This is a genomic window from Xanthomonas arboricola, assembly GCF_002940665.1.
GTDB classification, from domain to species: Bacteria; Pseudomonadota; Gammaproteobacteria; order Xanthomonadales; family Xanthomonadaceae; genus Xanthomonas; species Xanthomonas arboricola_B.
The window spans coordinates 1268814-1294413 of sequence record NZ_MIGY01000003.1 but is presented as its reverse complement, the minus strand read 5'-3'; the positions used below and the strand labels follow the sequence as shown (position 1 = coordinate 1294413).

The following is a 25600-nucleotide window of genomic DNA, read 5'->3' as shown; positions in this document are numbered from 1 at the left end:
CATGCATCAAGGCCGCGCGCTGCAACTCCTGCCTCCCGAATCCCGAATCCCGATTCCCCAATCCCCAATCTCCGCCGCTGAGCTACCCTGACAGGCCCGATCCATCTGCACTGCCATGCCCGTCGACAAGAACCTGCGTGACCTGGAACCCGGCATCCACACCGATCTGGAGGGGCGGCTGACCTACGGCGGCTATCTGCGGCTGGACCAGTTGCTGTCGGCGCAGCAGCCTTTGTCCGAGCCGGCGCACCATGACGAGATGCTGTTCATCATCCAGCACCAGACCGCCGAGCTGTGGCTCAAGCTGCTGGCGCACGAACTGCGCGCGGCGATGGGGCACCTGCAGAACGACCAGGTCTGGCAGTGCCGCAAGGTGCTGGCGCGCAGCAAGCAGGTGCTGCGCCAGCTCACCGAGCAGTGGTCGGTGCTGGAAACGCTGACGCCGAGCGAGTACATGGGGTTTCGCGATGTGCTGGGCCCCTCGTCCGGCTTCCAGTCGCTGCAGTACCGCTATATCGAGTTCCTGCTCGGCAACAAGAACCCGCAGATGCTGCAGGTGTTCGCGTACGACCCGCAGGGGCAGGCGCGGCTGCGCGAGGTGCTGGAAGCGCCCAGCCTGTACGAGGAGTTCCTGCGCTACCTGGCGCGCTTCGGGCATGCGATTCCGCCGCAATACCAGGCGCGCGACTGGACCTGTGCGCACGTGGCCGACGACAGCCTGCACCCGATGTTCGAGCGCATCTACGAAAATACCGACCGCTACTGGCGCGAGTACGCGCTATGCGAGGACCTGGTCGATGTGGAAACCCAGTTGCAGCTCTGGCGCTTCCGCCATATGCGCACGGTGATGCGGGTGATCGGCTTCAAGCGCGGCACCGGCGGGTCCAGCGGCGTGGGCTTTCTGCAGCAGGCGTTGGCGCTGACGTTCTTCCCGGAGCTGTTCGACGTGCGCACCTCGGTGGGCGTGGAGGGTCGTGAGCCGACGGTTGGTGGTCGCGGTGAGCCTGAAAAGGGCTGAGCGGATCGGTGCGGGCTTGATCCCCGCAGACCGGCCGCCATCAGGCCGGCGAATCCTGCGAATTTGACGCGTACATGACGTCTAAGTGATCCTCGCGCGTCTCCCGGGGTACGCTCCGGGCACCCAGCCATTACTGAATACGCAAGGGACATTCCATGAGCGTTGACGCGACCGCGCCGACTTCCGCCTCCACTCCGCCGCCGCCGGCACCGCCAGAGTTCCCCACGCTGCTCGGTCATCCCCGGCCGCTGTGGATGCTGTTCATGACCGAATTCTGGGAACGCTTTGCGTTTTACGGCATTCGTTGGGCGCTGGTGCTGTACATCGTGGCGCAGTTCTTCAACGGCGATGCCACCGGCCAGGCGCCGGCCGGACGCACCTATGGCGCCTATCTGGCGCTGGTGTATGCGGCAGCGATCTTCGGTGGCTACGTGGCCGACCGCGTGCTCGGCTACCAACGCTCGATCCTGGTCGGTGCGGCCGTCATGGCCACCGGCCTGTTCCTGATCGCCATTCCCGACCACACCATGTTCGAGATCGGCCTGGCCACCGTGGTGGTGGGCAACGGACTGTTCAAGCCCAACATCTCCACCATGGTCGGCAAGCTGTACTCGGTAGCCGATCCGCGCCGCGACAGCGGCTTCACCATCTTCTACATGGGCATCAACCTCGGCGCGATGATCTCGCCGGTGCTGACCCAGCTGCTGGCTGAAAAGGTGTTCGGCACCGACGCCATGCCGTCCTACAAGATGGTGTTCGTGGCCTCCGGCGTGGGCATGCTGATCAGCCTGGTGTGGTTTTGGATTGGCCGCGCGCAGCTCAAGGGCATCGGCGTACCGGCACCGAACGCGCAAGGCATCGGCCGCGTGCTGATGGTGCTGGTCGGCTGTGTGCTGGCGATCCCGGTGGTGTACTTCCTGCTCGCCGTCGGTGCGGACGTGCTGCAGATCGTGCTGACCGTGTTGTTCGTCGGCCTGTCGGTGATGCTGCTGGTCGAAGGCATCCGCGAAGGCAAGGTGCAGCGCGACAAGGTGATCGCGATGCTGATCATCTTCGCCTTCAACGTGCTGTTCTGGATGTTCTTCGAACAGGCCGGCAGCTCGTTCACCTTCCTGGCCGACAACATCGTCGACCGTGGTTTCGGCGACTGGACCTTCCCGACCGCCTGGTTCCAGTCGGTGAACTCGATTGCCATCATCACGCTGGCGCCGATCATCGCCTGGATCTGGGTCAAGGCCGGCCGCTTGAACCCGTCGATTCCGCGCAAGTTCGGCCTGGGCCTGCTGTTCAACGGCCTGGCGTTCCTGCTGCTGATGTTTGCACTGTCGAGCCTGGTCAACGATGCTGGCAAGGTGCCGTTCTGGACCTTGTTCATGGTGTACGTGATCCAGTCGGTGGGCGAGCTGTGCCTGTCGCCGATCGGCCTGTCGATGGTGACCAAGCTGGCACCGGTGCGCCTGGTCGGTTTCGGAATGGGCGGCTGGTTCCTGTCCACCGGCATCGGCAACAACCTGTCGGGCATTTTTGCCGGGCATGTCAGCGGAAACGAAGGGATGAGCGTGTCCTCGGCCCTGAGCGGGTATACCTTCGGATTTTGGGCGCTGTTGGGCGCTGGCGCGGTGTTGTTCCTGATCGCGCCGTTGATCAACAAACTGATGCATGGTGTGAAGTGAGGAGAACAGCAATGCCGATCAAACCCACTGTCTGTGGCCTGCTGCTGGCAGGTCTGTTGAGCGCCTGCGGGCAGCCCACCGAGCAACAGGAGGCGCCACGGCCGCTGGATACCTCGATGCAGAAGCCGCCCAGCGCCGATCCCAGCCAGCCGGTGTCCTCGGGCAATACGCCCACTGCGGCGGACATCGCCGCGGCGGCGGCGCTCAATGCGCAGTACGACCCTTCGCGCGATCCGGCCGCCGATCTGGAGACCGCCAAGGTCGAGGCCAAGCGCGGCGGCAAGCGCATCGTGCTCAATGTCGGCAATGCGGCCTGCGAGCCGTGCAAGGCGCTGGACGAGCTGATGGGCGGCGATGCGGAGTTGCGCAGCTTCCGCGATGCGCACTTCGTGGTGGTCAAGGTCAATCGCGACGCGGCCAACGAAAACGCCGCGTTCCTGTCGCAGTTCGCCCAGCTCAACGACTATCCGTCGCTGCTGGTGCTGGACAACGACGGCAAGCTGCTGACCACCCAGGCCGGCCCGGACCTGCGCAAGGGCGAGGGCTTCGACCGCCGGAAGCTGTTCGATTTCCTCAAGCAGTGGGCGCCGCCGCAGGCGTAACCCGTCGTTGCCGCGTCATGCAAAAACCCCCGCACTGCGGGGGTTTTTTTATCAGTCCTTGCCGGCCATGCGCGGCAGCCCGTCCTTGGCCAGCCGGTCGATCAGCTTTTCCAGGATCTGCTGCTCGTCGGCACTGAACACCGACATCAGCCGCTGTTCCATCTCGTTGACCAGCGGGGCGACGGTCTCGTAGACCTGGCGGCCGGCCGGCGACAGTGCCAGCATCGAGCGGCGGCGGTCGTCGCCATGGGTTTCGCGCCGGATGAAGCCGCGCTCCAGCAGACGCGCCACGGCGCGGCTGACGGCAACCTTGTCCATCGCGGTGCGGTCGGAGACCTCGCTGGCCGAGGAACCCGGATACAGCGCCAGGATGGTGATCACCCGCCACTCGGGGATGGCCATGCCGTAACGATCGCCGTAGACCTTGGCGATGTTGCTGCTGATGCGGTTGGACAGCACGCTCAGGCGATACGGCAGAAACTGCTCGAGGTTGAGCAGCACAGGATGTTGCGGCGGGGTAGGGGCGTCGAGATCGCTCATGCTGCACTGTGTCTTGATTTTGGTTTCATTTGCAACTACAAACCTTGGGTGGCCTGCGCATTCTCGCGGGTCTTCTGCCACCCCGCATAGCCCTGCGGACGGCCTAGCGTGGAGAAACGACGATGAGCGCACAACCGAGCAGTACCGCGACCCGCCCGAACCTGGGCATGCAGGTCACCACCTTCGACAATCCGATGGGGATCGACGGGTTCGAATTCGTCGAATTCGCCGCGCCCGCCGACCAGGCGGCGCAGCTGCACGACTACTTTCGCAAGATGGGCTTCAGCGCGGTGCTGCGCCACCGCAGCCGTGCCATTACCGTCTATCGCCAGGGTGGGGTCAACTTCCTGCTCAACGAAGACCCGGATTCGTTTGCCGCCGATTTCGCCGCCGCGCACGGCCCGAGTGCCTGCGGCTTTGCGATCCGCTTCCGCACCCCGGCGCAGACCGTGCTGGAGACCGTGCTGGGCAACGGTGGCGAAGCGGTGCAGGACAAGGCCGACACCCGCGCCGTGCCGGCCCCGGTGGTCAAGGGCATCGGCGACTGCATGCTGTATCTGGTGGACCGCTATGGCGATGCGGGCAGCATCTACGACGCCGACTTCGAGCCGATCGAAGGCGCCGACCAGCATCCGGCCGGCTTCGGGCTGACCTTCATCGACCACCTGACCCACAACCTGTACTTCGGCAACATGCAGCGCTGGTCGGACTATTACGAGCGCCTGTTCAACTTCCGTGAGATCCGCTACTTCGACATCAAGGGCGCCAAGACCGGCCTGGTGTCCAAGGCGATGACCGCCCCGGACGGCATCGTGCGCATTCCGCTCAACGAATCCTCCGACCCCAAGAGCCAGATCAACGAGTATCTGGACGCCTACCACGGCGAAGGCATCCAGCACATCGCCTGCTTCACCGACGACATCTACAGCTCGGTGGAAAAGATGCGCGAGGCCGGCGTGACATTCCTGGACACGCCCGACACCTACTTCGACGTGGTGGACCTGCGCATCCCCGATCACGGCGAGGATGTCGAACGCCTGCGCCGCAACAAGATTCTGATCGACGCCGACGTGGACACCAAGCAGCGCAAGCTGCTGCAGATTTTCACCCAGAACTGCATCGGCCCGATCTTCTTCGAGATCATCCAGCGCAAGGGCAACGAGGGTTTCGGCGAAGGCAATTTCCAGGCGCTGTTCGAGAGCATCGAGCGCGATCAGATGAAGCGTGGGGTGCTTTGAGGGCGGGGATTGGGGATTCGGGATTCGGGATTCGGGGCAACCAAGACGCACGTTGTTAAAGCCCCTCTCCCCACGGGGCGAGAAGGCACACCTTGCGCGCCACTGGCGCGCGTGCCTTGGAGCGCCCGCGCTGCTGGCGCGGACCGGGGCGCGGAGCGGGGGTTGGGGTGAGAGTACGGTGGAGCGATGAAAATCAAACCGCCATTACCCACCGTTGCGCTCACCAACGCGCGTGCGCTACGGACAGGGATGACAGAAGCAGAGCGCGCACTTTGGCGCTGTCTCCGCAGCAATCAGCTACAAGGTTTCAAATTCAGGCGTCAGCATCCGATTCCGCCGTACATCGCAGATTTTTGTTGTATTGATGCGGCGTTGCTTGTTGAACTGGATGGATCGCAGCATCAGACATCCAGCGATCAGGCAAGAACGCGGTGGCTGCAATCGAAGGGCTGGAGAATGCTGCGGTTCTGGAACAACGATGTGTTGCTTTCGCTGGATGCGGTGGTCGAGATGATCTTCAAGGTGGTCGCTACGCCGTACCCTCACCCCAACCCCTCTCCCGCGGGGAGAGGGGCTTAATCCGCCAGGTCTTAGCTCTTCTTCGATAAGAAAGCGGCCTGATTCAACTCAATCCCAACCTTCTGCATCCGGGGAGGGAGGGCCAAGATCCGGACGCATGCCATGCATAACAACCAGCACTACATGACCGGTTTCGGCAACGCGTTCGCGACCGAGGCAGTGGTCGATACCTTGCCGCTCGGGCAGAACTCGCCGCAGCGTGTGGCGCACGGGTTGTATGCCGAGCAGTTGTCCGGCACCGCGTTCACCGCGCCGCGCAGCGAGAACCGGCGCAGCTGGCTCTATCGCATCCGCCCGGCGGCGGTGCATGGCGCGTTCTCGTTGATCGCGCAATCGGCCTTCCACAACGACTTCGGTCGCGGCCCGGTGCCGCCGGATCAATTGCGCTGGAGCCCGTTGCCGCTGCCGCCCACACCAACCGATTTCGTCGATGGTCTCTACACCATGGCCGGCAACGGCGGGCCGGAGGCGATGGCCGGTGTTGCCGTGCATCTGTATGCGGCCAACGCATCGATGCACGATCGCTTCTTCTACGATGCCGACGGCGAGCTGCTGCTGGTGCCGCAACTGGGCCGCCTGCGCATCCATAGCGAGCTCGGCGTGCTGGAGCTGGAGCCGCAGCAGATCGGGGTGATACCGCGCGGTGTACGCTTTCGTGTCGAGCTGCCCGATGGCGATGCGCGCGGCTATGTCTGCGAAAACTTCGGCGCATTGCTGCGGCTGCCCGACCTGGGGCCGATCGGTTCCAACGGGCTGGCCAATGCACGCGATTTCGAAACGCCGCAGGCGGCCTTCGAACAGCGCGAGGGCGCTTTCGAGCTGGTGGCCAAATTCCAGGGCCACCTGTGGCGTGCGGACATCGGCCATTCGCCGCTGGACGTGGTGGCCTGGCATGGCAACTACGCACCGTATCGCTACGATCTGCGCCGCTTCAACACCATCGGCTCGATCAGCTTCGATCATCCGGATCCGAGCATCTTCACCGTGCTGACCTCGCCCAGCGACACGCATGGCACGGCGAACATGGATTTTGCGATCTTCCCGCCGCGCTGGCTGGTGGCGCAGCACACCTTCCGCCCGCCGTGGTTCCATCGCAATGTGGCCAGCGAGTTCATGGGGCTGGTGCACGGAGTCTACGATGCCAAGGCCGACGGCTTCGCGCCGGGCGGTGCCTCGCTGCACAACTGCATGAGCGGGCATGGCCCGGATGCGGCGACCTTCGACAAGGCCTCGCACGCGGACCTGACGCGCCCGGATGTGATCGCCGACACCATGGCCTTCATGTTCGAAACGCGTGCGGTGTTGCGCCCCACCGAACAGGCCTTGCAGGCCGCGCACCGGCAGGGTGACTACCAGCAGTGCTGGACCGGGTTGTGCGCGGCGTTTCAGGCGCCCAGCTCCGATGGTGCGCAGTAGCTCAGGCAGCTAGCCGAATGTGCTGATCAGGCAATACGGCAGTCAGAGGTCGCAGGTGTCGGATTGGGGGTTCCGGTTGTCCGCTCAAGCCGCCTGCAGCGCATCCGGCAGCAATTCGCCGATCCGGGCACGTACGCGCTCGGCGTAGGTTGCCGAGGTGATCTGCGGTAACGCGCGCAGCGTTTCGGCAATGGCGGCGCCGATGGCGTCTTCGGCGCGTGCGGCCTGTAGTTGCCGGTGCAGCGCGGCGGCCACCGGGCCACGTTGCAGTTGCAGGATGTCGAGCAGGTACAGCCGTGCGTTGGTGGCCGCGCGACGACGCTGGCGCTGCAGGTCTTCTTCGCTCGGTGGTGCCGCTGGCTGCGTCACGTGGGTACCGGGCACGCCTGCCGGTGAGGAATCAGACGCCGGGGCAGTGCGTGTCGCACTCCCTGCCTGCGTGCCGGACTCCAGATAGCCCATCGCGCAGAGCGCATGCACCAATGCGGCGCCGTCGCCGCCCAGCAGCACGGCCAACGTTGCCAGATCGCGCTGGCCGTCGGCCAGGATCAGCGCGCGTCGCTGCAGCAGGGTGAGTGGACTGCGGTGCGATTGCAGCGCGGTGAGGGCGAGCTCGGTCTTGCGTGGGGTCATGGCGGCGGTCCTGCGAGGCGCCCAGCTTGCCCGCCGCCAATGAAGCGCCGATGACATCGGCATGAGGCAACGCATCGCGTTCTGCACACCGTCGCGATGTGGGCTGTGTAGGCTGTGGCGGACCCGTAAGGAATGCATGCATGACCACCAGATGGCTCGGTTTGATGGGCGCATTGCTGTTGCTGACCGGCTGCAACCGTGCCGAGGACGCCACCACGGCCGCGCCCGACGCGGCACCTGCGCCGGTGGCAGCCGCCAACGATCAGCCAGCCGGCGAGGTTCCGCCAGCCACTGCGCCGGCCGGCACGTTTCCGCCGCACCTGCGCCAGCAGCCGGCTGCGCTTGCGCGCCTGGATGGATACGGCGATCTGCGCCTGGGCATGGATGCAGCGCAGGCGCGGGCTGCCTGGGGCGGCGACCTGCGCGGCGAACCGGCGAGCGATGGCGGCTGCTATCTGTTACGGCCGCAGTGGGCCGACGATGCGCGCCGCTTCGGTTTCATGTTCGAAGGCGATCGCCTCGTGCGTTATCAGACCACCGAACCCAAGGAACTCGCACCGGGCGGCGGCACGGTCGGCATGACGCTGGCGCAGCTGCGCGCGCTGTATCCGGCAGGTCTGACCGAACAGCCGCACAAGTACGTCCCCGGCGCGTTCACCCTGCGCATGGCCGATGCGGCCACCGGGTCCGCGTTGGTGTTCGAAACCGATGCCGACGGCAAGGTCGCCAGCTGGCGGGTCGGGCAGCCGCCGCAGGTGGATTATGCGGAAGGCTGCGGCTGACCCGTCATGGCTGCCGCGGCGCCGAATCGGCGACACCGGCATCCGACTGCATAGCTCGCGCAATCAGATCCGGCTGGCAGCGTGTGTCGCGTAGCGCAAGGTGTCGAGATCTCCCGGCAGCGGTGTCGAAGCAGCTGCAACACCTCAGTGCGGACCCCCATCGGGCTCGGCGTGTTGCCTGGCGGTTTCGGCGTTTTCGCCCACATCGCCTTGCGTCTGCGGCGTGGGCAGGCCTTCCTTCTTCGTCTCGCCATGATTGGGTACTTCCGGGCGGTTTTCCATCATCAGCGACAGCGCGGCCTTGGCCATCAGATGGGCGCTGATCGGTGCGGTGATGAACAGGAACACGGTGATCAGCAACTCGCGCGGTTGCGGATCCACACCCAGGAACAGGTGATAGCCGACCGATGCCAGCAGCACGCAGCCCACGCCCAGCGTGCTGGCCTTGGTCGGCGCATGCAGGCGCTTGAAAAAGTCCGACAGCTTCACCAGGCCGAACGCACCGATCAGGATGAAGAAGGTGCCGACCAGCAACAGCGCGCTGAGCAGATATTCGGTCAGCGCGATCATTCGACGATGTCCCGACGCAATACGAACTTGCTCAGCACCACGGTGCTGCCGAAGCCCAGCATCGCGATCACCAGCGCGGCCTCGAAGTAGATCGGCGAATCCAGGTACATGCCCAGCAGCATCAGCTCGGCGATGGCGGTGATGGACAGGGTGTCCAGCGCCAGGATGCGATCGGGCACGCTCGGGCCGCGCAGCAGGCGCCACAGCGCCATCAGCATGGCCAGGCCCACCGCGTGCATGCAGAGGACGATGGTCGATTCGATGAACATGTGGCCGGTCATGGAAAGATCTCCATCAGGGGCTTCTCGTAGCGGGTCTTGATCTCGGCGATCAAGGCGTCCGGATCGTCCAGGTGCAGCACGTGCACCAGCAGATATTTGCGGTCGTCCGAGAGCGCCGCCGACACCGTGCCGGGGGTGAGCGTGATCATGCTGGTCAGCGCGGCAATGCCGTGGATGTTGGCGATGTCCAGCGGCACCCAGATGAAGCCGGGGTGGATGCGCGACTCCGGGCCGAGCACCTGGCCAGCCACCTTGATGTTGGAGCGCACGATGTCGCCGGCCGCCACCAGCAACATGCGCGGCACCGAACGCAGCGAACCGATGCGGGCGAACTCGCGGTCCAGGCGCGCCGCAAAGATCGGCACCACCCAGCCCAGCAACAAGCCCAGTACCCATTGTTGCGGCCCGAAGCTGTCGCTGAGCAACAGCCAGAAAATGAAGACCGTCACGCTCAGCGACGGCGAGGGCAGCAGCCGGCTGCGCAGCGGCAAGCGCGTGCTCATGGCTGCCTCCGTTGCGGCGTGGTGGCGCGTACCTGCTCGACGTAGGCGCCGGGATCGCGCAGCTGCACGCCGGCCGCGTCGGTGTAGCGCATCAACGGGCCGGCACCGGCCGTCATCGCCACCAGCCCGCCCAGCAACAGCAGCGTGGCGGCAGTCTCCACCGGGCGCATGCGCGCACGCCGTTGCGGCTGCAGCTCGGGGACGTCCTGCACTGCTTCGGGCACGCGCCAGAACAGGCGCACGCCGGCACGGGTCAGGCCGATCACCACCAGCAGGCTGCTGCCCAGGATGGCGAACCACACCGGCCCGACCAGGCCCTCGGGCACGTGCTGCAGCAACGCGGCCTTGGCCAGGAAGCCGGACAACGGCGGCAGTCCGGCGACCGCCACCGCGGCGACCATGAACATCGCGCCGGGGATCCCACGCCGCGGCAGCGGCGCGACCACTTCCTTGCGGTCGCTGGCGCTGCCGCGGCGACGCCGGATCAGGTCCGACACCATGAACAACGCCGCGGCCACGAAGCTGCTGTGCGGCAGGTAGTACAGCCCCGCACCCAATGCGCCGGCATCGTCCAGCGAAAAGGCGATGAACAACGTCGCCGCCGAGAACACCACCAGATACGACACCATCACCCGCAGCCGCGATGCGGCCATCACCCCGAAGGCGGCCATCAGCAGCGTGGCGATGCCCAGCCACAGCAATGCGTGGCGGCCGAAGCCCTGCAGCGCGCCGGCACCGGCGCCGAACCACAGCGCCGACACCCGCAGCGTCGCGTACAGCCCGACCTTGGTCATGATCGCAAACAACGCCGCCACCGCCGCCGGTGCGCGCGAATAGGTCTCCGGCAACCACAGGTACAGCGGCAGCAACGCGGCCTTGCTGCAGAACACCAGCAGCAACAGGCCCAGGCTGGCCTTGGCCAGCGGCAGGTCCTGCGCCGGCAGCGCGGCGATACGTTGCGACAGCTCGGCCATGTTCAAGGTGCCGAACACGCCGAACAGCAGGCCCAGCGCGATCAGGAACAGGGTCGACGCGCATACGTTGAACACCACGTAATGCAGGCCCACACGCATCTGCAGCCCGCGCCCGCCGCTGAGCAGCAGGCCATAGGAGGCGATCAGCATCACTTCGAAGAACACGAACAGGTTGAAGATGTCGCCGGTCAGGAATGCGCCGTTCAAGCCCATCAGCTGGAACTGGAACAGGGCATGGAAATGCGGCGCGCGCCGGTCCCAGCCGGCGCAGGCATGCAGCAGGCAGGCCGCGCCCAGGATCAATGTGGTCAACAGCATCCATGCCGACAGGCGGTCGCCCATCAGCACGATGCCGATGCGCGCCGGCCAGTCGCCGAGCAGGTACACCAGCACCTGGCCTTCGGCGGCGCGCGCCAACAAGGCGATGACCGACACGGCCAGCAGGGCCATGCTGGCCCATGCCACCGTGCGCTGCACCCGCGGCCCATAGCGCCGATGTTCGACGAACAGCGACGCCGACGCGCCCAGCATCGGGATCAGGATCGGCAGGATCAGCAGATGGCTCATCGCCGGGCCTCGCGCGTGTCCACGCCGGTGGTGGCGTCTTCATGCGCATCCACATGATCGCTGCCGTTGTCGCTGCGGCTGCGGATCGCCAGCACCAGGCTCACCGCGGTCATCGCGAAGGCGATCACGATCGCGGTCAGCACCAGCGCCTGCGGCAACGGGTCGGTGTAGTGCAGCAGGTCGGCTGGCACGCCCTCGCGCAGCACCGGCGCCTGGCCGCTGCGCAACCGCCCACCGGCGAAGATCAGCAGGTTGGTCGCGTACGACAGGAAGGTCATCCCCAGGATCACGTCGAAGCTGCGCGCGCGCAGCAACAGGTAGATCGCCAATGCGGTGAGGACGCCGATCGCGCTTGCCACTGCCAATTCCATCAATGCTGCTCCGCGGTGCGTGTCGAACGCTGGGTGGGGTCGATCTCGCCGCGCTGCGAGCTGCGCGTGCGCGAGGGTTTGATCGTGCCCATCATCGACAGCATCAACATCGCCGCACCGAACACCACCAGATACACGCCGATGTCGAAGCCCAGCGCGCTGGCCAGCTCCAGATCGCCCAGCAGCGGCAACGGAATCTCCAGATGCCCGCTGCTCAGGAACGGCATGCCGAACACCAGCGCACCGGCGCCACTGACCAGCGCGCACAGCAGGCCGATGCCGATCAGGCGGATGTAGTCGAAGCCGAAGCGCGATTCCACCGACGCGGTGCCCTGGATCACGTACTGCATCAGCAACGGTACCGCCAGCACCAGCCCGGCGATGAAGCCGCCACCGGGTGCGTTATGGCCGCGCAGGAACAGGAACAGGGACACCGTCAGCGTCAGCGGGAACATGATCTGCGCCAGATCGGCCGGCACCGGCAACTTGATCGGCGGGCCGGGCATGCTGCGCTCCGGCGCCATCCGCGAGCGCCGCAGCAGCGCATGCACCACCAGCCCGGCGATCGCGAAGACGGTGATCTCGCCGAAGGTATCGAAGCCGCGGAAATCCACCAGGATCACGTTGACCACGTTGCGCCCGTAGGCTTCCGGCAGCGCACGCTGCAGCAGCTCGCCGGCGACCGTGTGGCTGGGCTGGGTCATCAAGGTGTAGGCCAATGCGGCGAGCCCGGCACCACCAACGACGGCGATGCCGGCATCGCGCAGCTTGCGCAGGCGCGCGGGCTCGGGCAACGAGCGCTCGGGCAGGTAATTCATCGCCAGCAGCATCAGCACCAGCGTCACCATCTCCACCAGCAGCTGGGTCAACGCAAGATCCGGCGCCGACAGGAACACGAAGGTCATGCTGACGGCCAGGCCGGTACCACCCAGCACCAGCACTGCGAGCAGGCGCTGCTTGTACAGGAACAGGCTGCCCAGGGCGCAGGCGATCATCAGCAGCCAGATCGTCCAGCCCAGCAGCGGCAGCGGGGTGGGCGCCGGCCAGGCCGGCAATGCGCCGCCCTGCAGGAACGGCACCAGCGCCACCACGACAGCGCTCAGCACCAGCAGCATCAGCATGCGCTGCAGGTTGCCGTTGGTGACCGCATCGGTCATGCGCACGGTGCCGGCGAACAACGCGCGCAGGTTCCAGTTGAACAGCGCCTTGCCGGGCGAGCGGTTCTGGATCGCGTACATGTCCAGCGTGCGGCGCAGCGCCATGTACAACAGGGTGCCGCCCACCATGCCGGCGATGCTCATCGCCAGCGGCCAGTTCCAGCCATGCCACAGCGCCAGGCTGTAGTCGGGCAGGCGCTCGCCAAGGATGGCGGCGGCACCGGCGCGCAGCACCGGCGCGATGGTCCAGGCCGGCACGATGCCCACGGCCACGCAGATCAGCACCAGCACCTCCACCGGAATCCGCATCCAGCGTGGCGGCTCGTGCGGGGTTGTGTCCAGGTCGCGCGGGCCCTGGCCGAAGAAGGTGTCGTGCACGAAGCGCAGGCTGTAGGCCACCCCGAGCAGGCCGGCCAGCAGTGCGGCGATGCCGGCCAACACCCGCATCGTCTGTGGCGCATCGGTTTCCAGCGCCACGGCAAAGAACATTTCCTTGGACAGGAAGCCGTTGAGCAACGGAACGCCGGCCATCGCCAGCGAGGCGGTGATCGCCAGTAGGCTGGTGACCGGCATCAGGCGGCGCAGATTGCCCAGCTTGCGCATGTCGCGCGTGCCGGTCTCGTGGTCGATGATGCCGGCGGCCATGAACAACGAGGCCTTGAACACCGCATGGTTGAGGATGTGGAACACGCCGGCCACCACCGCCATCGGCGTGGACAGGCCGAACAGCATGGTGATCAGGCCCAGATGCGAGATGGTCGAATACGCCAGCACGCCCTTGAGATCGTGCTGGAAGATTGCATGCCATGCGCCGAGCAACAGCGTGATCGCACCGATGCTGGTGACCGTGTAGAAGAACAGATCGGTGCCGGCCAGGGCAGGATGCAGGCGCGCCAGCAGGAACACGCCGGCCTTCACCATCGTGGCCGAATGCAGATATGCCGATACCGGCGTCGGCGCCGCCATCGCGTGCGGCAGCCAGAAGTGGAACGGGAACTGCGCGCTCTTGGTGAAGATGCCCAGCAGTACCAGCCCCAGTGCATACGGATACAGCGCACTGGCGCGAATCAGATCGCCGCCCGCCAGCACCGCATCCAGCTGGAAACTGCCGACGATGCGGCCGATCATCAGGATGCCGCCGAGCAGGGCCAGGCCGCCACCGGCAGTCAGCACGAAGGCCATGCGCGCGCCTTCGCGCGCATCCTTGCGGTGCGACCAGAAGCCGATCAACAGGAACGAGCTGATGCTGGTGAGTTCCCAGAACACCATCAGCAACAGCAGGTTGCCCGACAGCACCATGCCGAGCATCGCACCCATGAACAGCATGAGATACGCGAAGAAGCGCGATGCGCTGTCGCGTGCACTCAGGTAGTAATGCGCATACAGCACCACCAGCGCACCGATGCCCAGCACCAGTAACGCGAACATCCACGCCAGGCCATCAAGCCGCAACGAAAAGATCAAGCCGATCTGCGGCAACCACGCGTACTGGCTGCCGATCACCTCGCCGCGCAGCACGGCCGGTGTGAGTGTTGCCAGGATGACCAGCCCGCCCAACGGCGCGGCCGCAGCCAACCACGCAGTGATCGAACGGGCGGTGCGCCAGAGCAGCGCAGTGGCGGCGGCCATCACAAATGGCAGCGCAAGCAGGATTTCCAGCGAGAAAGGCATGCAGGGAACACAAGATTCGCGAGCAGGCCAGAGAGCTTAACAAACCGTTGACTGACGTCCGCGTCAACGCCGTGGCTGCACGCATGCGCAAATCGCCGCCGGCTTGGCGTCGCGCCACTGCGTGTCACTCGCTATGCTGGGATCACCCAGACTGCATCCGAGCCCCGTGACCGCTGCCGATCCCGCTCCGTCCACTGCCGTTTCTGCGCCGCGCGCCCTGGTGTTCGGCGGCAGCGGCCAGATCGGCGAACGCCTGCTGACGCGGCTGCTCGGCCGCGGCTGGCAGGTGACGGCATGGTCGCGCCAGCCGCGCGCCGCGCGTTCCGGGCTGATCTGGCGGCAAGGCGATCTGGCCGTGCCGGCTGCCGCGGGCGAGGCATTCGAGGTGATCTTCAGCTGCGGTCCGCTCGATCATTTCGCACGCTGGTACGCCGAAAATCCGGTGCGGGCTCCGCGCATTGTGGCGTTCGGTTCCACCAGTCTGCAGGTCAAGGAACACTCGATCGACGCGGCCGAGCGCGATGTCGCGCAGCGCCTGGCAAATGCCGAGCAGGCGCTGTTTTCCGCAGCCCAGGCGCGTGGCGCCGCGGCCACGGTGCTGCGCCCGACGCTGGTCTATGGTGCCGGGCGCGACCGCACCCTCACCCAGATCGCCGGGCTGGCGCAGCGCACCGGCGCCTTCGTGCTGCCGGCCAACGCGACCGGGTTGCGCCAGCCGGTGCATGTGGACGATCTGGCCAGCGCCGCGCTGGCGGTGGTCGCCCAGCCGGCGACACAGCAGCGCAGCTATGCCGTGGGCGGCGGCGAAGTGCTGGCCTATACGCAGATGGTGGAGCGCGTGCTGGCGGCGCTGCCGCGACCGGCGCGGCTGTATCAGGTGCCGCCCGGCCTGTTCGGCCTTGCGCTGACCGCTGCGCAGCGGCTGGGGCGCCTGCGTGGCATGAATACGGCGGCATTGCAGCGCATGCGCGATGACCTGGTGTTCGACCTGGAACCGGCGCGTCGCGACTTCGGTTATGCGCCGCGCGCCTTCCGTCCCCTGCCCGAAGAGCTCGGTATCGGCGAGTGAGGCCCGTCCGGGCCTATGTGCTTGGAAGACCCGCATGGCGCACGGTCCGCCGCAGGGCGATGCGCCCTGAGTGTCAGCCACGGCAGCGCGACGCCGCTTTCAAATCATGATCAAGCCGACGATGGCGGCATTCTGCAGTCGCTCGCGCTCAGTACCGCCAGCCCAATTGACGATAGAGCTTGGCCAGTACCCAGATCGGCCCGATCAGCAGATAGGTCAGATCGGTCAGGAAGCTCGGTTTGCGGCCTTCGATCCGGTGACCGACGAACTGCGCGATCCAGGCCAGCACGAACACCGTCAGCGCCGTGGCGAACAGACCGGTGAGTCCGACTCTGCCTTCGATCAACCGGCACAGGCAGCCGAAGAAAAAGAAGATCCCCAGCATGCCCAGCCCGAGCGGACGCGATAGGCGGTTGTAGTACGACCAGGCCGCGAACATCGCCAACGCCGCCCACACGCCGCTGCTGAACCAGGTGCCGCCGACCGGGATGCACCACAGCAGGGCCACCACCGACCACAGGATCGCCGGCACCGCCAGCACGTGGATCTGCTGATTGGTCGTGTTGCGGTGATCGTCGGCGTAGCTGGCGAAATAGCGGTCGATCGGTCGCGCGGTCTTGGTGCGTTCGGTCATGTTCCCTCCCAGGAATGACCCAAGCATACGCGCGCGAATGGCACTGTGGCAGCCGCGCTCCCTGCCACGCACCGTGCGCGTGGCAGGGGCCGGCATGCATCAGTTGACCGATACGGCGCTCCACGCTGCGGCAACCGCGCGGTACTGCGTGGAGGTGCTGCCGTACAGATCGGTGGCCGCGCTCAGCGTCGCCCGGCGTGCGGCCGCATAGTTGGTCGAGGAGGTCATGTAGACCGTCAACGCGCGGTACCAGATGCGGCTCGCCGCCGACCGGCCGATCGCCGTCAATGCCGTGTTGCCGTTGCAGACCAGCCCGGCCGGTGTCACGTTCCAGCTGGTGCCCGATCCGAAGCCGCTTGGCACCACCGCGCCTTCGGCCAGCAGATAGTAGAAATGGTTGGCCACGCCCGAGCTGTAATGCACGTTGAGCGAGCCCAGGCTGCTGCTGTAGCAATCGGGCGAATCGCCATCCAGGCTGGGCTTGAACATGTAGCGCAGGGCCAGCGTCCCGCTGCTGTTGCCCGGGACGATCTTCTCGCCGATCAGGTAATTGCCCGGCTGCGCGCTGTTGTTGGCGGAGTACTCCACCATCGCGCCCATGATGTCGGACGTGGCTTCGTTCAAGCCGCCCGACTCGCCCGAATACACCAGGCGCGCGGTGCGGCTGGTCACGCCATGGGTCATTTCGTGGCCGGCTACGTCCACCGACACCAACGGCGTGAATGTGCTGCCGTCGCCATCGCCGAAGGTCATGCAGAAGCAGCTGTCCTGCCAGAACGCGTTGTTGTAGCGGCTACCGTAATGCACGCGGCTGCGCGCACCGACACCGTCGTTGGCAATGCCGTTGCGCGCATGGGTGGTGCGGAAATAGTCCCAGGTCAACGCCACGCCGTAGTGTGCATCCACCGCTGCGGTCACCGTGTCGCTGTTGGCGCCGCTGCCCCAGGCATTGTCGGCATCGGTGACCAGCGTGCCGTTGCCGGAGGTGCTGTTGCGCATGTTGTAGGTGGCGCCGCTGCCGCGGCCCAGATCGGTCAACTCGTAACCGCTGCTGCAACGCGTGGTTGCCAATGCCACGCTGCCGGCATACAGCGAACGCCCGGTGCCGGCCGCACTGGTGCCACCCGCGCAGGCGGTGTGCACCGTGTCCCAGGATTCGAGAATGCGTTGATTGACTGCGTCGACGATGTAATGCATTTCGGTCGGCGTCTGATCGGGCTTGATGCCGCTGTAGATCACTTCATAGACCAGCCGCGGTGCGCCCTGGCGCGCATACAAGGCCAGGCTTGCGTGCGGCGCGGCATCGGGTGCCAGATCGAACTGCGCACCGGCCGCGCGCACTGCCGTGTCCGCATCGATGCCCGGCACGATGCTCGGGCGCACGCTGGTGTCCATGCTCTGGCTCAGCTGATCCATCACCCCGCGTCGCGAATGCACCACCACATCGCCGCCGATCACCGGCAGGCCCCGATACGTGCGATCGAAGCGCACATGCTCGCTGCCATCGGCATCGACAATGCTGTCGCGCGGCACGAACGCATCGGCCGTTGCACGGTTGGCCAGCGCCGCAGCGCGATTGCCCAACAAGGATTGCGCGCGCGTCACCGCGGCATCCGCGGAAAGATCCGCAGCAGTGGCGATGTTAGAAAACGATAGCGCGCAGCAGATCGCCGCGCCCAGGACATGAACTTGCATGACGACTCTCTCCCAGAAAACGTGCAATGCAAAGATCGGCGGCGATACGCATCACGGCCGATCGCGACTGGCAACAGGTGCCGGCAGATAAACTTGCACAGTCCCTGACAGCACAGTAGTAAAAGTTACAGCTGTGTTGCGTTCTGTGCGCCGCGCCACTTTGCGGTGTGGAGGGCATCGCAGAGCAGCAGGAGTATCGCTGCGTGTGCGACATCGCCAGCGCTTCATGCATGTCGTCCTGTCGCGGTCTGCAGGGTGCACCAACCTCCAGCGACGCACAATCCGCTGGCAACGACAGGCAATCCGCGCAGGCGTGTGCAGTCGGGCGCGGCCGCAGCGCCGCTCTCGGCGCTACTGTCGAGAGCAGACAGGCACAAAAAAACCGGCCACTGGCCGGTTTTTCGTGCTGCGGCGTCGAACCGTCAGCGGCCGCCGATCGCGACCCGCTGCTGCTCATCCTGCGCGCGCTGCTGCGAAGCCTGGCCAGCCAGCAATTGCGCACTGGTCTGCTCCAGCGTGGGAGCCGGCTGGTTCAGATCCACCGCCGCACGGAAGCCCGGCGTGGTGCCCATGACGAATGCCTTGCCATCCTGCACGGTGACGTTCTGCAGCTTGTCCGCGGAATCGATACCGTTCTGCTTGGCCTGCAGGGTGACATGGGCCGCGGTCTCGTTGGAGATCATGCTGGGCAGCTTGCTGCGGATCGCGTTGTGCAAGGCATGGTCCGGATGCGCGGCATCGTCGAGCGACGGGCCCTTGGGCGCAGCGGCCGGCGCCTGTCCTGCCTGTGCCTGAGCCGGTTGTGCGGACAACGCGGCCTGCGTGTTTCGCCCCACCACGCCATCGGGCTGCAACCCGTGCTGCTTCTGGAACGCAATCACCGCCTCACGCGTGTTGTCGCCAAAGCGGCCATCCTCGGCAAGCCGGTTGCCCTGCGCATCGCGCACGCCGAGACGGTTGAGGTCCTGCTGCAGCTTGCCGACATCGCCGCCTTGCTCGCCATGCCGCAGCGTGTCGTTGCCGGCCGCTGTCGCCGGCTGGGAGTGGCGCGCGCCGGACTCCTGCTGATGGCCCTGATTCCAGAACGTCTCCGGACTGGTCAGCTTGCCGTTGGCATCGCGCAGCTGGTAATGCACATGCTGCGCGTACTGGCTGTTACCGTTCGGGCCGCGTCCGCCCATCGTGCCGATGGCATCGCCGGCGGACAGTGTCTGACCCTCTTTCACCTTGAGTGCGTCCAGATGCAGGATCTCGTGCGAGTTGCCCTGTGCATCGCGAATCTTGACAGTGCCGTAGTTGCCGCCGGCGAAGGTGACGGTTCCGGCGACCGGCGAATGCACCGTCGGGTGCTGCATGTTGCGGCCTGTCTGGCCACCCTGGTAGTTGAAGTCGGTACCGCCGTGCGGCCCGTGGCTGCCGCGGTGCTCGCCGTAATGACCGGTGATATGCGGATCGGTACTGCCTTGACCGGGCAGCATGCGTTCCATCGTTTGCTGGAAATTGCTGCGAGCGCCATGGCTGGGTTCGGCCGGGTGCATCGCTGGTGCCGGCCGGTCCACGGCATTGCCCTGCGTCTGGGAAAGACGCTGTTCGACAAACTGGGTGTAGTTGTCCAGATGAGGGGCAATCTCGCGCCGCGATAGCGCAAGGCCGCCATAATCCTTGCTGGGGCCATCGTGGTGATATTTGTAGATGTAGTCCTCGCCCTCACCGCGGCTGCGCGCAAGATCACGGTTATCGATGAAATGTTGCACCAATGCCTGCGACTGCGTTTGCACGTCGAAGCGGTTGGATGCGTTGACGCCGTAATGCGTGCCGGTGCGGTCGATGAACTGACCCAGGCCCGAGGCAGACGTCGTGCCCGCAGCAGCATCAGGATTGAAGCCTGATTCAACTCGGGCGATGGCAAGGACGTAAGCGGTCTCGCGCGATGAAAGCCCGGCATCCCGCGAGGCGTCGATAAGACTGTCGATTACCCGTGATTGGGTTTGTGGACTGGCATCGCCCCAGCGACGCGATTCGCCATGCAATCGGCCATCTCCGCTGTCGATGGGCTCGCGATAATGGCTCCAGGGCTTGATTCGGTCACTGCTGTATGCAGCGCCGCGTGGCTGAAGCATTTCGGTATAGATCGTGGTGTCGGTCATGTCGTGCGTTCCTTTCTATGAGACAGATTCTTCCTTGTAACGGGTGCTGCTCCATGTACTGCGTACTGCGTTGGCCATGCACCGCCATCGGTGCACGGGCATCCTTTGCTCAGGGTTGGAAAGGCACCAGTTCCGGGTGCTTCAGTCCCAACTCTTCGAGTTTGTGTTCGTACTCATCGTTATTCGGGCTCTGCTGGCCGTCCTGCGTATGCAGCGGTGGTGTTGCGTGATTCAGCAACTGACCCTTGATGTCATACAGGAAGAACCATTCGCAAAATTCGCAGCCGTAAGGAAGCTCGCCGTACTGAACGACAAAATACGTGCTTCCTTTTGCGTCTTCCGCGCAACCCAGGCCCACTGCGGTGTAGTCCGCCATCTCTGGAGGCGCTGCCACTTCCTGGCGCTGGCCATCACGCTCCATTTTCAGGTGGGTTTTGGTGGAGCCGCCGCTCCCGGATGGCAACGCGCTCAGGTGCAGGCGCACGCCGGAGCATTCCTTGATCATGTCGTTCCGTCCTTGTGTATCTGCTTCTGTCGAAGCCGGGGATGGGGTAGTGGCAGGTGGCGTACCGGGCGCGCTGGTGGTGGCAGCTGCGGGCCCTGGCTTGTCACCGCATGCGGCAAGCACCAGGCTCAGGCCGAGCGCAGGTAGGACAGAGATGAAGCGTCGCATCAGGTCGCCTCTTTGACGGTTTTAAGGGGTAGGTGAGGGTATCAAGCCGGCAGAAACTGCTTCCAGCGCTCACAGACGTTTTTACAAAGACTGATCGTCCACCTTGACCAGCATCCAGCAAGGGCGCTGGGCGAAGTGGTACACCTGCTGATCGCCGGTGTCCGGTGTGCGGACCAGTACTTGGCGGCCATCGGCTTCTTCGGAAATCGTCACCTCGCGGCCGCCGTTGCGGGCTGCCTCCAGGTTGGGGATGACGGGCCATTCGACCTTGGCCAGCGGCACCGTGCGGGTTACCGGGGCGGGCTCGGGCTGTGCGTCCGGGTCGAGCTGGATCATCGTCAGTGGATCGGCCGTGGCCTTTTCCTGTACCGCAATGTCTGCACTGAAGCTTTTCAGAAACGCAGAGAAGTCGGCAGTGGGGCAGGTTGATGCCTGAGCAGGCGTTGCCGAAGCGGTGGCAGGTGCCGAGGCCGGGGGTGCGGCCGTTGCAGCAGGCATCGCAGTGACGGCTGGCTCTGCTGGCGGTTTGCAGGCAACCAGCGCAAGGCTCAGTGCGAGGGCGTGCAGGGACGTTCGGAAAAGGGCCAAGGGATCCTCCTGATCATGGCGGGCAACTGGAGTGCGGGCGGGATGCTATACGCGCGCCGCTTGCAGCTATGTGAAGGCTTGCGGGGTCCAGGATCGCCCAAACTGGCCGGCATGTGACAGGTGGACGCCCTTGCCGCAAATGCAGCCCTGGCAGCAATGCGTTGCCGAACGCGGGCAATCTGCGGAACGCCAAATAACAAGAGAGCCATTGCGACTTCCTTGGGCAACAGACCGCGTCGGGTGCGTCTTTCAGCGCTCGATAAAGAGCGCTGCCCGCCATCGTTGCTTTAATACAGCCTCAAAGCCCCGGGAGCGGGGCCTTGGAGATCAATCGACCGAAATACCCGCCAACCGCTGCAATGCTTCGGCATATTTTGCGCGAGTGCGTTCGATCACTTCTGCCGGCAGGCTGGGGCCGGGTGCGGTCTTGCCCCAGTCCAGGGTTTCCAGATAGTCGCGGACGAATTGCTTGTCGTAGCTGGGCGGGCTGGTGCCGAGTTCGTACTGGTCGGCCGGCCAGTAACGCGACGAGTCCGGGGTCAGCATCTCGTCCATGATGTACAGCCGGCCATCGGCATCGGTGCCGAATTCGAACTTGGTGTCGGCCAGCAGAATGCCGCGCTCGGCGGCAAAGTCGGCGGCAAAACGGTAGATGCGCAAGGTGGCATCGCGGACGCGTTCGGCAAGCTCGGCGCCGACGGTCATGACCATCGCATCGAAGTCGATGTTCTCGTCATGGTCGCCGACCGCGGCCTTGGTCGACGGTGTAAAGATCGGCTCGGGCAGTTTCTCGGCCTGGCGCAGGCCGTCGGGGAGTTCGATGCCGCTGATCTTGCCGGTGCGCTGATAATCCTTCCAGCCGCTGCCGATCAGGTAGCCGCGTGCGATCGCTTCCACCGGCACCGGCTTGAGCTTGCGCGTGACCACGGCGCGCTTTGCATACAGCGCCGGGTCCACGCCTTCGGGCAACACCTGCTCCACGGTGATGTCGACCAGGTGGTTGGGCATCAGGTGTTCGGTCTTGTGGAACCAGAAGTTGGAGACCTGGCACAGCATCTCGCCCTTGCCGGGGATCGGGTCGGGCAGCACGACGTCGAACGCGGACAGGCGGTCTGTCGCCACCATCAACAGATAATCGCCCGGGGGCGCATCGGCGGGCAGGCGCTCGCGGGGAATGTCGAAGACATCGCGGACCTTGCCACGGTGACGCAACGGCAGGCCGGGCAGATCGGATTGCAACAGCGTGGTCGACACAGGCACTCCTAAGGACGTCGCAATGACGCTGTCCCCGGGACCCGGCGGGCCCGCGGGTGGGCAGCGGGCCGCGTAGTGTACGGCGCTTCGGCGTGCGCCGCTGTATTTATTGGGCCCGGCCTGGGCGGCCGCGTGCAGGCCGCGTCAGCCAGGCCGGGCGGGCGTTCGGGTAAGATCGCCAGCCCCGCCTCCTGCCCCCGATCGCCCATGTCCTGGTACGGAAAATTGCTCGGCGCCCTGGCCGGCGCCCTGCTGTTCCGCGGCGCGCCGGTGGTCGGATTGATGATCGGCCTGGCGATCGGGCATGCGGTGGATGCCGGCTGGTTCAAGCGCCGCGCCGAGAACCCGTACGAAGCGCTGGGACTGGAGCCGGACGCCACCACTGCCGAGATCGATCTGGCCTACCGCCGGCTGATGTCGCGCTACCACCCCGACAAGGTGGCCAACGCCGAGCCGGAAGCACGCCGCCAGGCGGAGAGGAAGGCCAGCCAGATCAATGCGGCCTACGATCGGATCCAGCGCCTGCGCAAACGCTGATCCAGCCCTGCGCCCAGATCTCGGCGCCAGGCGATATGGCGGCCTGCACCAGGATCTGCATTGGCGCCACCAATAAAAGACGCCCGACCCGTTGCAGGTCAGGCGTGGTCACGCAGGCGCCAGGACTCAGAAGCGATAGGTCGCCGTCAGGCGCACCGCATTCGACGACAAGTCGGTATCGCTGCGGCGCAGATCGGTGCCGGCCGGATTGACGCGCAGGAACGGACTGGTCGCCGGCGCGGTGCCCGGCCCGACCCGCACGCGGGTGTCTTCGTCCTGCAGGCGGGTGAACAGGTACTCCACACCGACCGAGACGTTGTCGCTCAAGCGGCGCTGCAGGCCCAGGCCGGCTTGGTAACCGTCGGCGCTATCGCCGCCGCTGCTGGTGAAGCTGTTGGCGGTGTTGCTGCTGGAGAAACTGTGGTCGAACTCGCCGCGTGCCACGCCGGCGGTGAAATAGGCCAGAACGTCGCCCTGCGCGCCGAAGGCATAACCGATACGGCCGCGCAGTGCGGCGGTGCGGTTGAGCTGGCGGGTGAAGGTGTAGAACGCCGGGGTGGTGCTGAAGGCGCTGACGCTGTCGCGCAGATCGTTGCGGGTGTACTCGGCGACCACGCCGTAGACCCAGTTGCCGGCCTGCCAGTCGTAGCCCAGCCGCGCACCGTATTCGGCGCCGCCCTTGTCCTTGCTGCAGCCGCTGGCCGGGGTGCGCCCGGCCGCCGCGCCGCCGCAGAACCCGGGCGAGAAGGCATCGGCACCGGTCGGGGTGCTGACCTGGTCGCCGTCGCGGCCGTCCAGGTTGGTGTCGAAGCCGAAGCGGCCGCCGGACACGCCGCTGACGTCGGCACCGCCGACAGTGGCGCCGATCGAGAAACCCGACCAGTCGGCCGGGCCGGTCTGTGCCCAGGCGGACGGGGCGAGGGCCATCAAAACAAGCGCAGCGGAGGCGAGCGCGGTGGTCTTCATGCGGTGTCCTTGGCGAAAGGGCGCGGTGCGCCGGTCAGGTGCATACGCAGGCTGGCCCGTTGCGGATGCACTGGCTGTGCGCGCCTGCGACAATGCGTTCCCCGTTCTTTGACGAGCTGCCCATGCAACCGACGGCGATTGCCCCGTCCATCCTGTCCGCCGATTTCGCCCGTCTGGGCGAGGAAGTGAACAACGTTCTGAAGGCCGGCGCCGACTGGGTGCACTTCGACGTGATGGACAACCATTACGTGCCCAACCTCACCATCGGCCCGATGGTGTGCCAGGCGCTGCGCAAGCACGGCATCACTGCGCCGATCGACGTGCATCTGATGGTCGAGCCGGTGGACCGCATCGTGCCGGACTTCGCCGAGGCCGGCGCCACCATCATCAGCTTCCATCCCGAAGCCAGCCGCCATGTGCACCGCACGATCCAGCTGATCAAGTCGCACGGCTGCCAGGCCGGCCTGGTGCTCAACCCGGCCACCCCGGTGGATATCTTGGATTGGGTGCTGCCCGAGCTGGACCTGGTGCTGGTGATGTCGGTCAATCCCGGCTTCGGCGGGCAGGCCTTCATTCCCTCGGCGCTGGAGAAAGTGCGTGCCATCCGCAACAGGATCGATGCCCTGGGCAAGCCGATCCGGCTGGAGATCGATGGCGGGGTCAAGGCCGACAACATCGGCGCGATCGCTGCCGCCGGTGCCGACACCTTCGTCGCCGGCTCGGCCATCTTCAATGCGCCCGACTATGCGCAGGTGATCGCGCAGATGCATGCGGCGGTGGATGCGGTGCGATGAGCGAGCCCGCGCTGCAGATCCGCGCCGCCACGCCCGACGATGTGGCGCTGCTGCACGAGCTGATTACCGCACTGGCGGTGTACGAGCGCGAGCCCGATGCGGTCAAGGCCAGCCCGGCGGACTTGCGCGTCAGCCTGTTCGGCGACGGCGCCACCGCGCATGCGCTGATCTGCGAGCAAAACGGCCAGGCGCTGGGATTTGCGGTGTATTTCTTCAATTACTCGACTTGGCTCGGCCGCAATGGCCTGTATCTGGAAGACCTGTTCGTGCGTCCGCAGGCGCGCGGGCAGGGGGCCGGCCTGGCGTTGTTGCGGCATCTGGCCCGGTTGGCCGTGCAGCGTGGCTGCGGGCGTTTCGAATGGTCGGTACTGGACTGGAACCAGCCGGCCATCGCGTTCTATCAGGCAGCCGGTGCGCAGCCGATGGACGGCTGGACGGTCTACCGGCTCGACGGCGAGCGCCTGGCTGCCTTCGCCGCTGGCGCCTGAGCGCGGCCTGCCGCGCAGCCGTTGCACGCAAGAAGAAGGCCGCTCCCACGGGAGCGGCCTTCAGGAAAATTGGAGGCTGATCCTGCCTCCGCCCGTCGTCCCTGCTATGGCCTTCCACTCTCCGGGTCATCGATGACATGCCGATGACAGCCCTGCGACGTCGCGTATTCACGATGCACG

26 protein-coding genes are annotated in these 25600 nt (G+C 65.8%); 11 read left to right on the top strand and 15 right to left on the bottom strand.

All coding sequences use genetic code 11. From position 1 onward, the window contains the following. Window positions 1-115: 115 nt before the first annotated feature. The 3 genes from XarjCFBP7645_RS19390 to XarjCFBP7645_RS19380 all read left to right on the top strand — a co-directional run bounded on the left by XarjCFBP7645_RS19390 (window position 116) and on the right by XarjCFBP7645_RS19380 (window position 3293). Window positions 116-1018, top strand: a complete 903-nt coding sequence (locus tag XarjCFBP7645_RS19390; protein ID WP_104538732.1) for a tryptophan 2,3-dioxygenase — start codon at window positions 116-118, stop codon at window positions 1016-1018. A gap of 155 nt (window positions 1019-1173) precedes the next feature. Further along, entirely contained in the window at window positions 1174-2691 is a 1518-nt protein-coding gene (locus XarjCFBP7645_RS19385) for a peptide MFS transporter (protein ID WP_104538731.1), read from the top strand. A gap of 11 nt (window positions 2692-2702) precedes the next feature. Continuing rightward, on the top strand, window positions 2703-3293 hold the full coding sequence (locus XarjCFBP7645_RS19380) for a thioredoxin family protein (RefSeq protein ID WP_104538730.1): 591 nt from the start codon (window positions 2703-2705) through the stop codon (window positions 3291-3293). A 51-nt stretch (window positions 3294-3344) separates the two neighbouring features. Here XarjCFBP7645_RS19380 and XarjCFBP7645_RS19375 read toward each other — a convergent pair whose 3' ends face one another. Beyond that, window positions 3345-3833: a MarR family winged helix-turn-helix transcriptional regulator gene (locus XarjCFBP7645_RS19375; protein ID WP_104538729.1), complete on the bottom strand. Its 489-nt coding sequence runs from the start codon at window positions 3831-3833 to the stop codon at window positions 3345-3347. A gap of 122 nt (window positions 3834-3955) precedes the next feature. Here XarjCFBP7645_RS19375 and hppD point away from each other — a divergent pair, with 122 nt between their 5' ends. The 3 genes from hppD (at window position 3956) to hmgA (ending at window position 7066) form a co-directional block, all read left to right on the top strand. After that, on the top strand, window positions 3956-5071 hold the full coding sequence (gene hppD / locus XarjCFBP7645_RS19370) for a 4-hydroxyphenylpyruvate dioxygenase (protein WP_166775148.1): 1116 nt from the start codon (window positions 3956-3958) through the stop codon (window positions 5069-5071). Between the two features lie 186 nt (window positions 5072-5257). Next, the gene (locus XarjCFBP7645_RS19365; protein ID WP_104538728.1) at window positions 5258-5650 is read left to right on the top strand and encodes an endonuclease domain-containing protein; all 393 of its coding nucleotides are present in this window, start codon (window positions 5258-5260) and stop codon (window positions 5648-5650) included. Between the two features lie 102 nt (window positions 5651-5752). Further along, complete coding sequence (hmgA, locus tag XarjCFBP7645_RS19360) at window positions 5753-7066, top strand: homogentisate 1,2-dioxygenase (RefSeq protein WP_104538727.1); 1314 nt, start codon at window positions 5753-5755, stop codon at window positions 7064-7066. An 84-nt stretch (window positions 7067-7150) separates the two neighbouring features. On the opposite strand, the gene XarjCFBP7645_RS19355 is transcribed toward hmgA, so the two are convergent. Next, window positions 7151-7699 carry a hypothetical protein gene (locus tag XarjCFBP7645_RS19355; protein WP_104538726.1) on the bottom strand — a complete coding sequence of 183 codons (549 nt, stop codon included), beginning with the start codon at window positions 7697-7699 and terminating at the stop codon, window positions 7151-7153. Between the two features lie 164 nt (window positions 7700-7863). On the opposite strand from XarjCFBP7645_RS19355, the gene XarjCFBP7645_RS19350 reads away from it, so the two are divergent. Beyond that, on the top strand, window positions 7864-8481 hold the full coding sequence (locus tag XarjCFBP7645_RS19350; RefSeq protein WP_104538725.1) for a lectin: 618 nt from the start codon (window positions 7864-7866) through the stop codon (window positions 8479-8481). 144 nt (window positions 8482-8625) lie between these two features. Here XarjCFBP7645_RS19350 and XarjCFBP7645_RS19345 read toward each other — a convergent pair whose 3' ends face one another. Genes XarjCFBP7645_RS19345 through XarjCFBP7645_RS19320 form a run of 6 tightly spaced genes read right to left on the bottom strand, consistent with a single transcriptional unit; the run spans window position 8626 to window position 14575 of the window. Next, a complete protein-coding gene (locus XarjCFBP7645_RS19345; protein WP_104538724.1) occupies window positions 8626-9051 on the bottom strand; it encodes a Na+/H+ antiporter subunit G in 426 nt (141 codons plus the stop codon). Continuing rightward, window positions 9048-9332, bottom strand: coding sequence for a K+/H+ antiporter subunit F (locus XarjCFBP7645_RS19340; protein WP_104538723.1), 285 nt, complete (start codon window positions 9330-9332; stop codon window positions 9048-9050). The genes XarjCFBP7645_RS19345 and XarjCFBP7645_RS19340 overlap by 4 nt, the downstream gene beginning before the upstream one ends. Next, the gene (locus XarjCFBP7645_RS19335) at window positions 9329-9835 is read right to left on the bottom strand and encodes a Na+/H+ antiporter subunit E (RefSeq protein WP_047127937.1); all 507 of its coding nucleotides are present in this window, start codon (window positions 9833-9835) and stop codon (window positions 9329-9331) included. The genes XarjCFBP7645_RS19340 and XarjCFBP7645_RS19335 overlap by 4 nt, the downstream gene beginning before the upstream one ends. Next, window positions 9832-11376, bottom strand: coding sequence for a monovalent cation/H+ antiporter subunit D (locus XarjCFBP7645_RS19330; protein ID WP_104538722.1), 1545 nt, complete (start codon window positions 11374-11376; stop codon window positions 9832-9834). The genes XarjCFBP7645_RS19335 and XarjCFBP7645_RS19330 overlap by 4 nt, the downstream gene beginning before the upstream one ends. Beyond that, window positions 11373-11747 carry a Na+/H+ antiporter subunit C gene (locus tag XarjCFBP7645_RS19325; protein WP_104538721.1) on the bottom strand — a complete coding sequence of 125 codons (375 nt, stop codon included), beginning with the start codon at window positions 11745-11747 and terminating at the stop codon, window positions 11373-11375. The genes XarjCFBP7645_RS19330 and XarjCFBP7645_RS19325 overlap by 4 nt, the downstream gene beginning before the upstream one ends. After that, on the bottom strand, window positions 11747-14575 hold the full coding sequence (locus XarjCFBP7645_RS19320) for a monovalent cation/H+ antiporter subunit A (RefSeq protein WP_104538720.1): 2829 nt from the start codon (window positions 14573-14575) through the stop codon (window positions 11747-11749). Before XarjCFBP7645_RS19320 ends, XarjCFBP7645_RS19325 begins: the two co-directional genes overlap by 1 nt. A 166-nt stretch (window positions 14576-14741) precedes the next feature. Here XarjCFBP7645_RS19320 and XarjCFBP7645_RS19315 point away from each other — a divergent pair, with 166 nt between their 5' ends. Next, a complete protein-coding gene (locus XarjCFBP7645_RS19315; RefSeq protein WP_166775146.1) occupies window positions 14742-15644 on the top strand; it encodes an NAD-dependent epimerase/dehydratase family protein in 903 nt (300 codons plus the stop codon). A 148-nt stretch (window positions 15645-15792) separates the two neighbouring features. Here XarjCFBP7645_RS19315 and XarjCFBP7645_RS19310 read toward each other — a convergent pair whose 3' ends face one another. From XarjCFBP7645_RS19310 to XarjCFBP7645_RS19285, 6 genes are all read right to left on the bottom strand, one after another. Continuing rightward, a complete protein-coding gene (locus XarjCFBP7645_RS19310) occupies window positions 15793-16278 on the bottom strand; it encodes a DUF962 domain-containing protein (RefSeq protein ID WP_047126206.1) in 486 nt (161 codons plus the stop codon). A 99-nt stretch (window positions 16279-16377) separates the two neighbouring features. Continuing rightward, on the bottom strand, window positions 16378-17973 hold the full coding sequence (locus XarjCFBP7645_RS19305; RefSeq protein ID WP_047126205.1) for a M4 family metallopeptidase: 1596 nt from the start codon (window positions 17971-17973) through the stop codon (window positions 16378-16380). Between the two features lie 422 nt (window positions 17974-18395). Continuing rightward, window positions 18396-20120: a peptidoglycan-binding protein gene (locus XarjCFBP7645_RS19300; protein ID WP_104538718.1), complete on the bottom strand. Its 1725-nt coding sequence runs from the start codon at window positions 20118-20120 to the stop codon at window positions 18396-18398. Window positions 20121-20229: 109 nt separating this feature from the next. After that, window positions 20230-20625 (bottom strand): hypothetical protein, encoded by a 396-nt coding sequence (locus XarjCFBP7645_RS19295; RefSeq protein ID WP_181126391.1) that lies wholly within the window; start codon window positions 20623-20625, stop codon window positions 20230-20232. Window positions 20626-20874: 249 nt separating this feature from the next. Then, window positions 20875-21129 carry a hypothetical protein gene (locus tag XarjCFBP7645_RS22020; RefSeq protein ID WP_024938205.1) on the bottom strand — a complete coding sequence of 85 codons (255 nt, stop codon included), beginning with the start codon at window positions 21127-21129 and terminating at the stop codon, window positions 20875-20877. 579 nt (window positions 21130-21708) lie between these two features. Then, the gene (locus XarjCFBP7645_RS19285) at window positions 21709-22635 is read right to left on the bottom strand and encodes a phosphoribosylaminoimidazolesuccinocarboxamide synthase (RefSeq protein WP_046345459.1); all 927 of its coding nucleotides are present in this window, start codon (window positions 22633-22635) and stop codon (window positions 21709-21711) included. A 207-nt stretch (window positions 22636-22842) separates the two neighbouring features. Between XarjCFBP7645_RS19285 and XarjCFBP7645_RS19280 the strand changes: the two genes are divergently transcribed. Further along, on the top strand, window positions 22843-23172 hold the full coding sequence (locus XarjCFBP7645_RS19280; protein ID WP_047126203.1) for a J domain-containing protein: 330 nt from the start codon (window positions 22843-22845) through the stop codon (window positions 23170-23172). Between the two features lie 126 nt (window positions 23173-23298). Here XarjCFBP7645_RS19280 and XarjCFBP7645_RS19275 read toward each other — a convergent pair whose 3' ends face one another. Next, entirely contained in the window at window positions 23299-24138 is an 840-nt protein-coding gene (locus XarjCFBP7645_RS19275; protein WP_047126202.1) for an outer membrane protein, read from the bottom strand. A gap of 122 nt (window positions 24139-24260) precedes the next feature. Here XarjCFBP7645_RS19275 and rpe point away from each other — a divergent pair, with 122 nt between their 5' ends. Together rpe and XarjCFBP7645_RS19265 are read left to right on the top strand one after the other, a co-directional pair. After that, window positions 24261-24932, top strand: a complete 672-nt coding sequence (gene rpe / locus XarjCFBP7645_RS19270) for a ribulose-phosphate 3-epimerase (protein WP_047126702.1) — start codon at window positions 24261-24263, stop codon at window positions 24930-24932. Continuing rightward, window positions 24929-25420 (top strand): GNAT family N-acetyltransferase, encoded by a 492-nt coding sequence (locus XarjCFBP7645_RS19265; protein ID WP_047126201.1) that lies wholly within the window; start codon window positions 24929-24931, stop codon window positions 25418-25420. The genes rpe and XarjCFBP7645_RS19265 overlap by 4 nt, the downstream gene beginning before the upstream one ends. The last annotated feature ends 180 nt before the right edge of the window (window positions 25421-25600 follow it).

Coding starts and splice junctions, on each gene's coding strand:
- XarjCFBP7645_RS19390 (WP_104538732.1), top strand. CDS start 116: ATGCCCGTCGACAAGAACCTGCGTGACCTGGAACCCGGCATCCACACC.
- XarjCFBP7645_RS19385 (WP_104538731.1), top strand. CDS start 1,174: ATGAGCGTTGACGCGACCGCGCCGACTTCCGCCTCCACTCCGCCGCCG.
- XarjCFBP7645_RS19380 (WP_104538730.1), top strand. CDS start 2,703: ATGCCGATCAAACCCACTGTCTGTGGCCTGCTGCTGGCAGGTCTGTTG.
- XarjCFBP7645_RS19375 (WP_104538729.1), bottom strand. CDS start 3,833: ATGAGCGATCTCGACGCCCCTACCCCGCCGCAACATCCTGTGCTGCTC.
- hppD (WP_166775148.1), top strand. CDS start 3,956: ATGAGCGCACAACCGAGCAGTACCGCGACCCGCCCGAACCTGGGCATG.
- XarjCFBP7645_RS19365 (WP_104538728.1), top strand. CDS start 5,258: ATGAAAATCAAACCGCCATTACCCACCGTTGCGCTCACCAACGCGCGT.
- hmgA (WP_104538727.1), top strand. CDS start 5,753: ATGCATAACAACCAGCACTACATGACCGGTTTCGGCAACGCGTTCGCG.
- XarjCFBP7645_RS19355 (WP_104538726.1), bottom strand. CDS start 7,699: ATGACCCCACGCAAGACCGAGCTCGCCCTCACCGCGCTGCAATCGCAC.
- XarjCFBP7645_RS19350 (WP_104538725.1), top strand. CDS start 7,864: ATGGGCGCATTGCTGTTGCTGACCGGCTGCAACCGTGCCGAGGACGCC.
- XarjCFBP7645_RS19345 (WP_104538724.1), bottom strand. CDS start 9,051: ATGATCGCGCTGACCGAATATCTGCTCAGCGCGCTGTTGCTGGTCGGC.
- XarjCFBP7645_RS19340 (WP_104538723.1), bottom strand. CDS start 9,332: ATGACCGGCCACATGTTCATCGAATCGACCATCGTCCTCTGCATGCAC.
- XarjCFBP7645_RS19335 (WP_047127937.1), bottom strand. CDS start 9,835: ATGAGCACGCGCTTGCCGCTGCGCAGCCGGCTGCTGCCCTCGCCGTCG.
- XarjCFBP7645_RS19330 (WP_104538722.1), bottom strand. CDS start 11,376: ATGAGCCATCTGCTGATCCTGCCGATCCTGATCCCGATGCTGGGCGCG.
- XarjCFBP7645_RS19325 (WP_104538721.1), bottom strand. CDS start 11,747: ATGGAATTGGCAGTGGCAAGCGCGATCGGCGTCCTCACCGCATTGGCG.
- XarjCFBP7645_RS19320 (WP_104538720.1), bottom strand. CDS start 14,575: ATGCCTTTCTCGCTGGAAATCCTGCTTGCGCTGCCATTTGTGATGGCC.
- XarjCFBP7645_RS19310 (WP_047126206.1), bottom strand. CDS start 16,278: ATGACCGAACGCACCAAGACCGCGCGACCGATCGACCGCTATTTCGCC.
- XarjCFBP7645_RS19305 (WP_047126205.1), bottom strand. CDS start 17,973: ATGCAAGTTCATGTCCTGGGCGCGGCGATCTGCTGCGCGCTATCGTTT.
- XarjCFBP7645_RS19300 (WP_104538718.1), bottom strand. CDS start 20,120: ATGACCGACACCACGATCTATACCGAAATGCTTCAGCCACGCGGCGCT.
- XarjCFBP7645_RS19295 (WP_181126391.1), bottom strand. CDS start 20,625: ATGATCAAGGAATGCTCCGGCGTGCGCCTGCACCTGAGCGCGTTGCCA.
- XarjCFBP7645_RS22020 (WP_024938205.1), bottom strand. CDS start 21,129: ATGATCCAGCTCGACCCGGACGCACAGCCCGAGCCCGCCCCGGTAACC.
- XarjCFBP7645_RS19280 (WP_047126203.1), top strand. CDS start 22,843: ATGTCCTGGTACGGAAAATTGCTCGGCGCCCTGGCCGGCGCCCTGCTG.
- XarjCFBP7645_RS19275 (WP_047126202.1), bottom strand. CDS start 24,138: ATGAAGACCACCGCGCTCGCCTCCGCTGCGCTTGTTTTGATGGCCCTC.
- rpe (WP_047126702.1), top strand. CDS start 24,261: ATGCAACCGACGGCGATTGCCCCGTCCATCCTGTCCGCCGATTTCGCC.
- XarjCFBP7645_RS19265 (WP_047126201.1), top strand. CDS start 24,929: ATGAGCGAGCCCGCGCTGCAGATCCGCGCCGCCACGCCCGACGATGTG.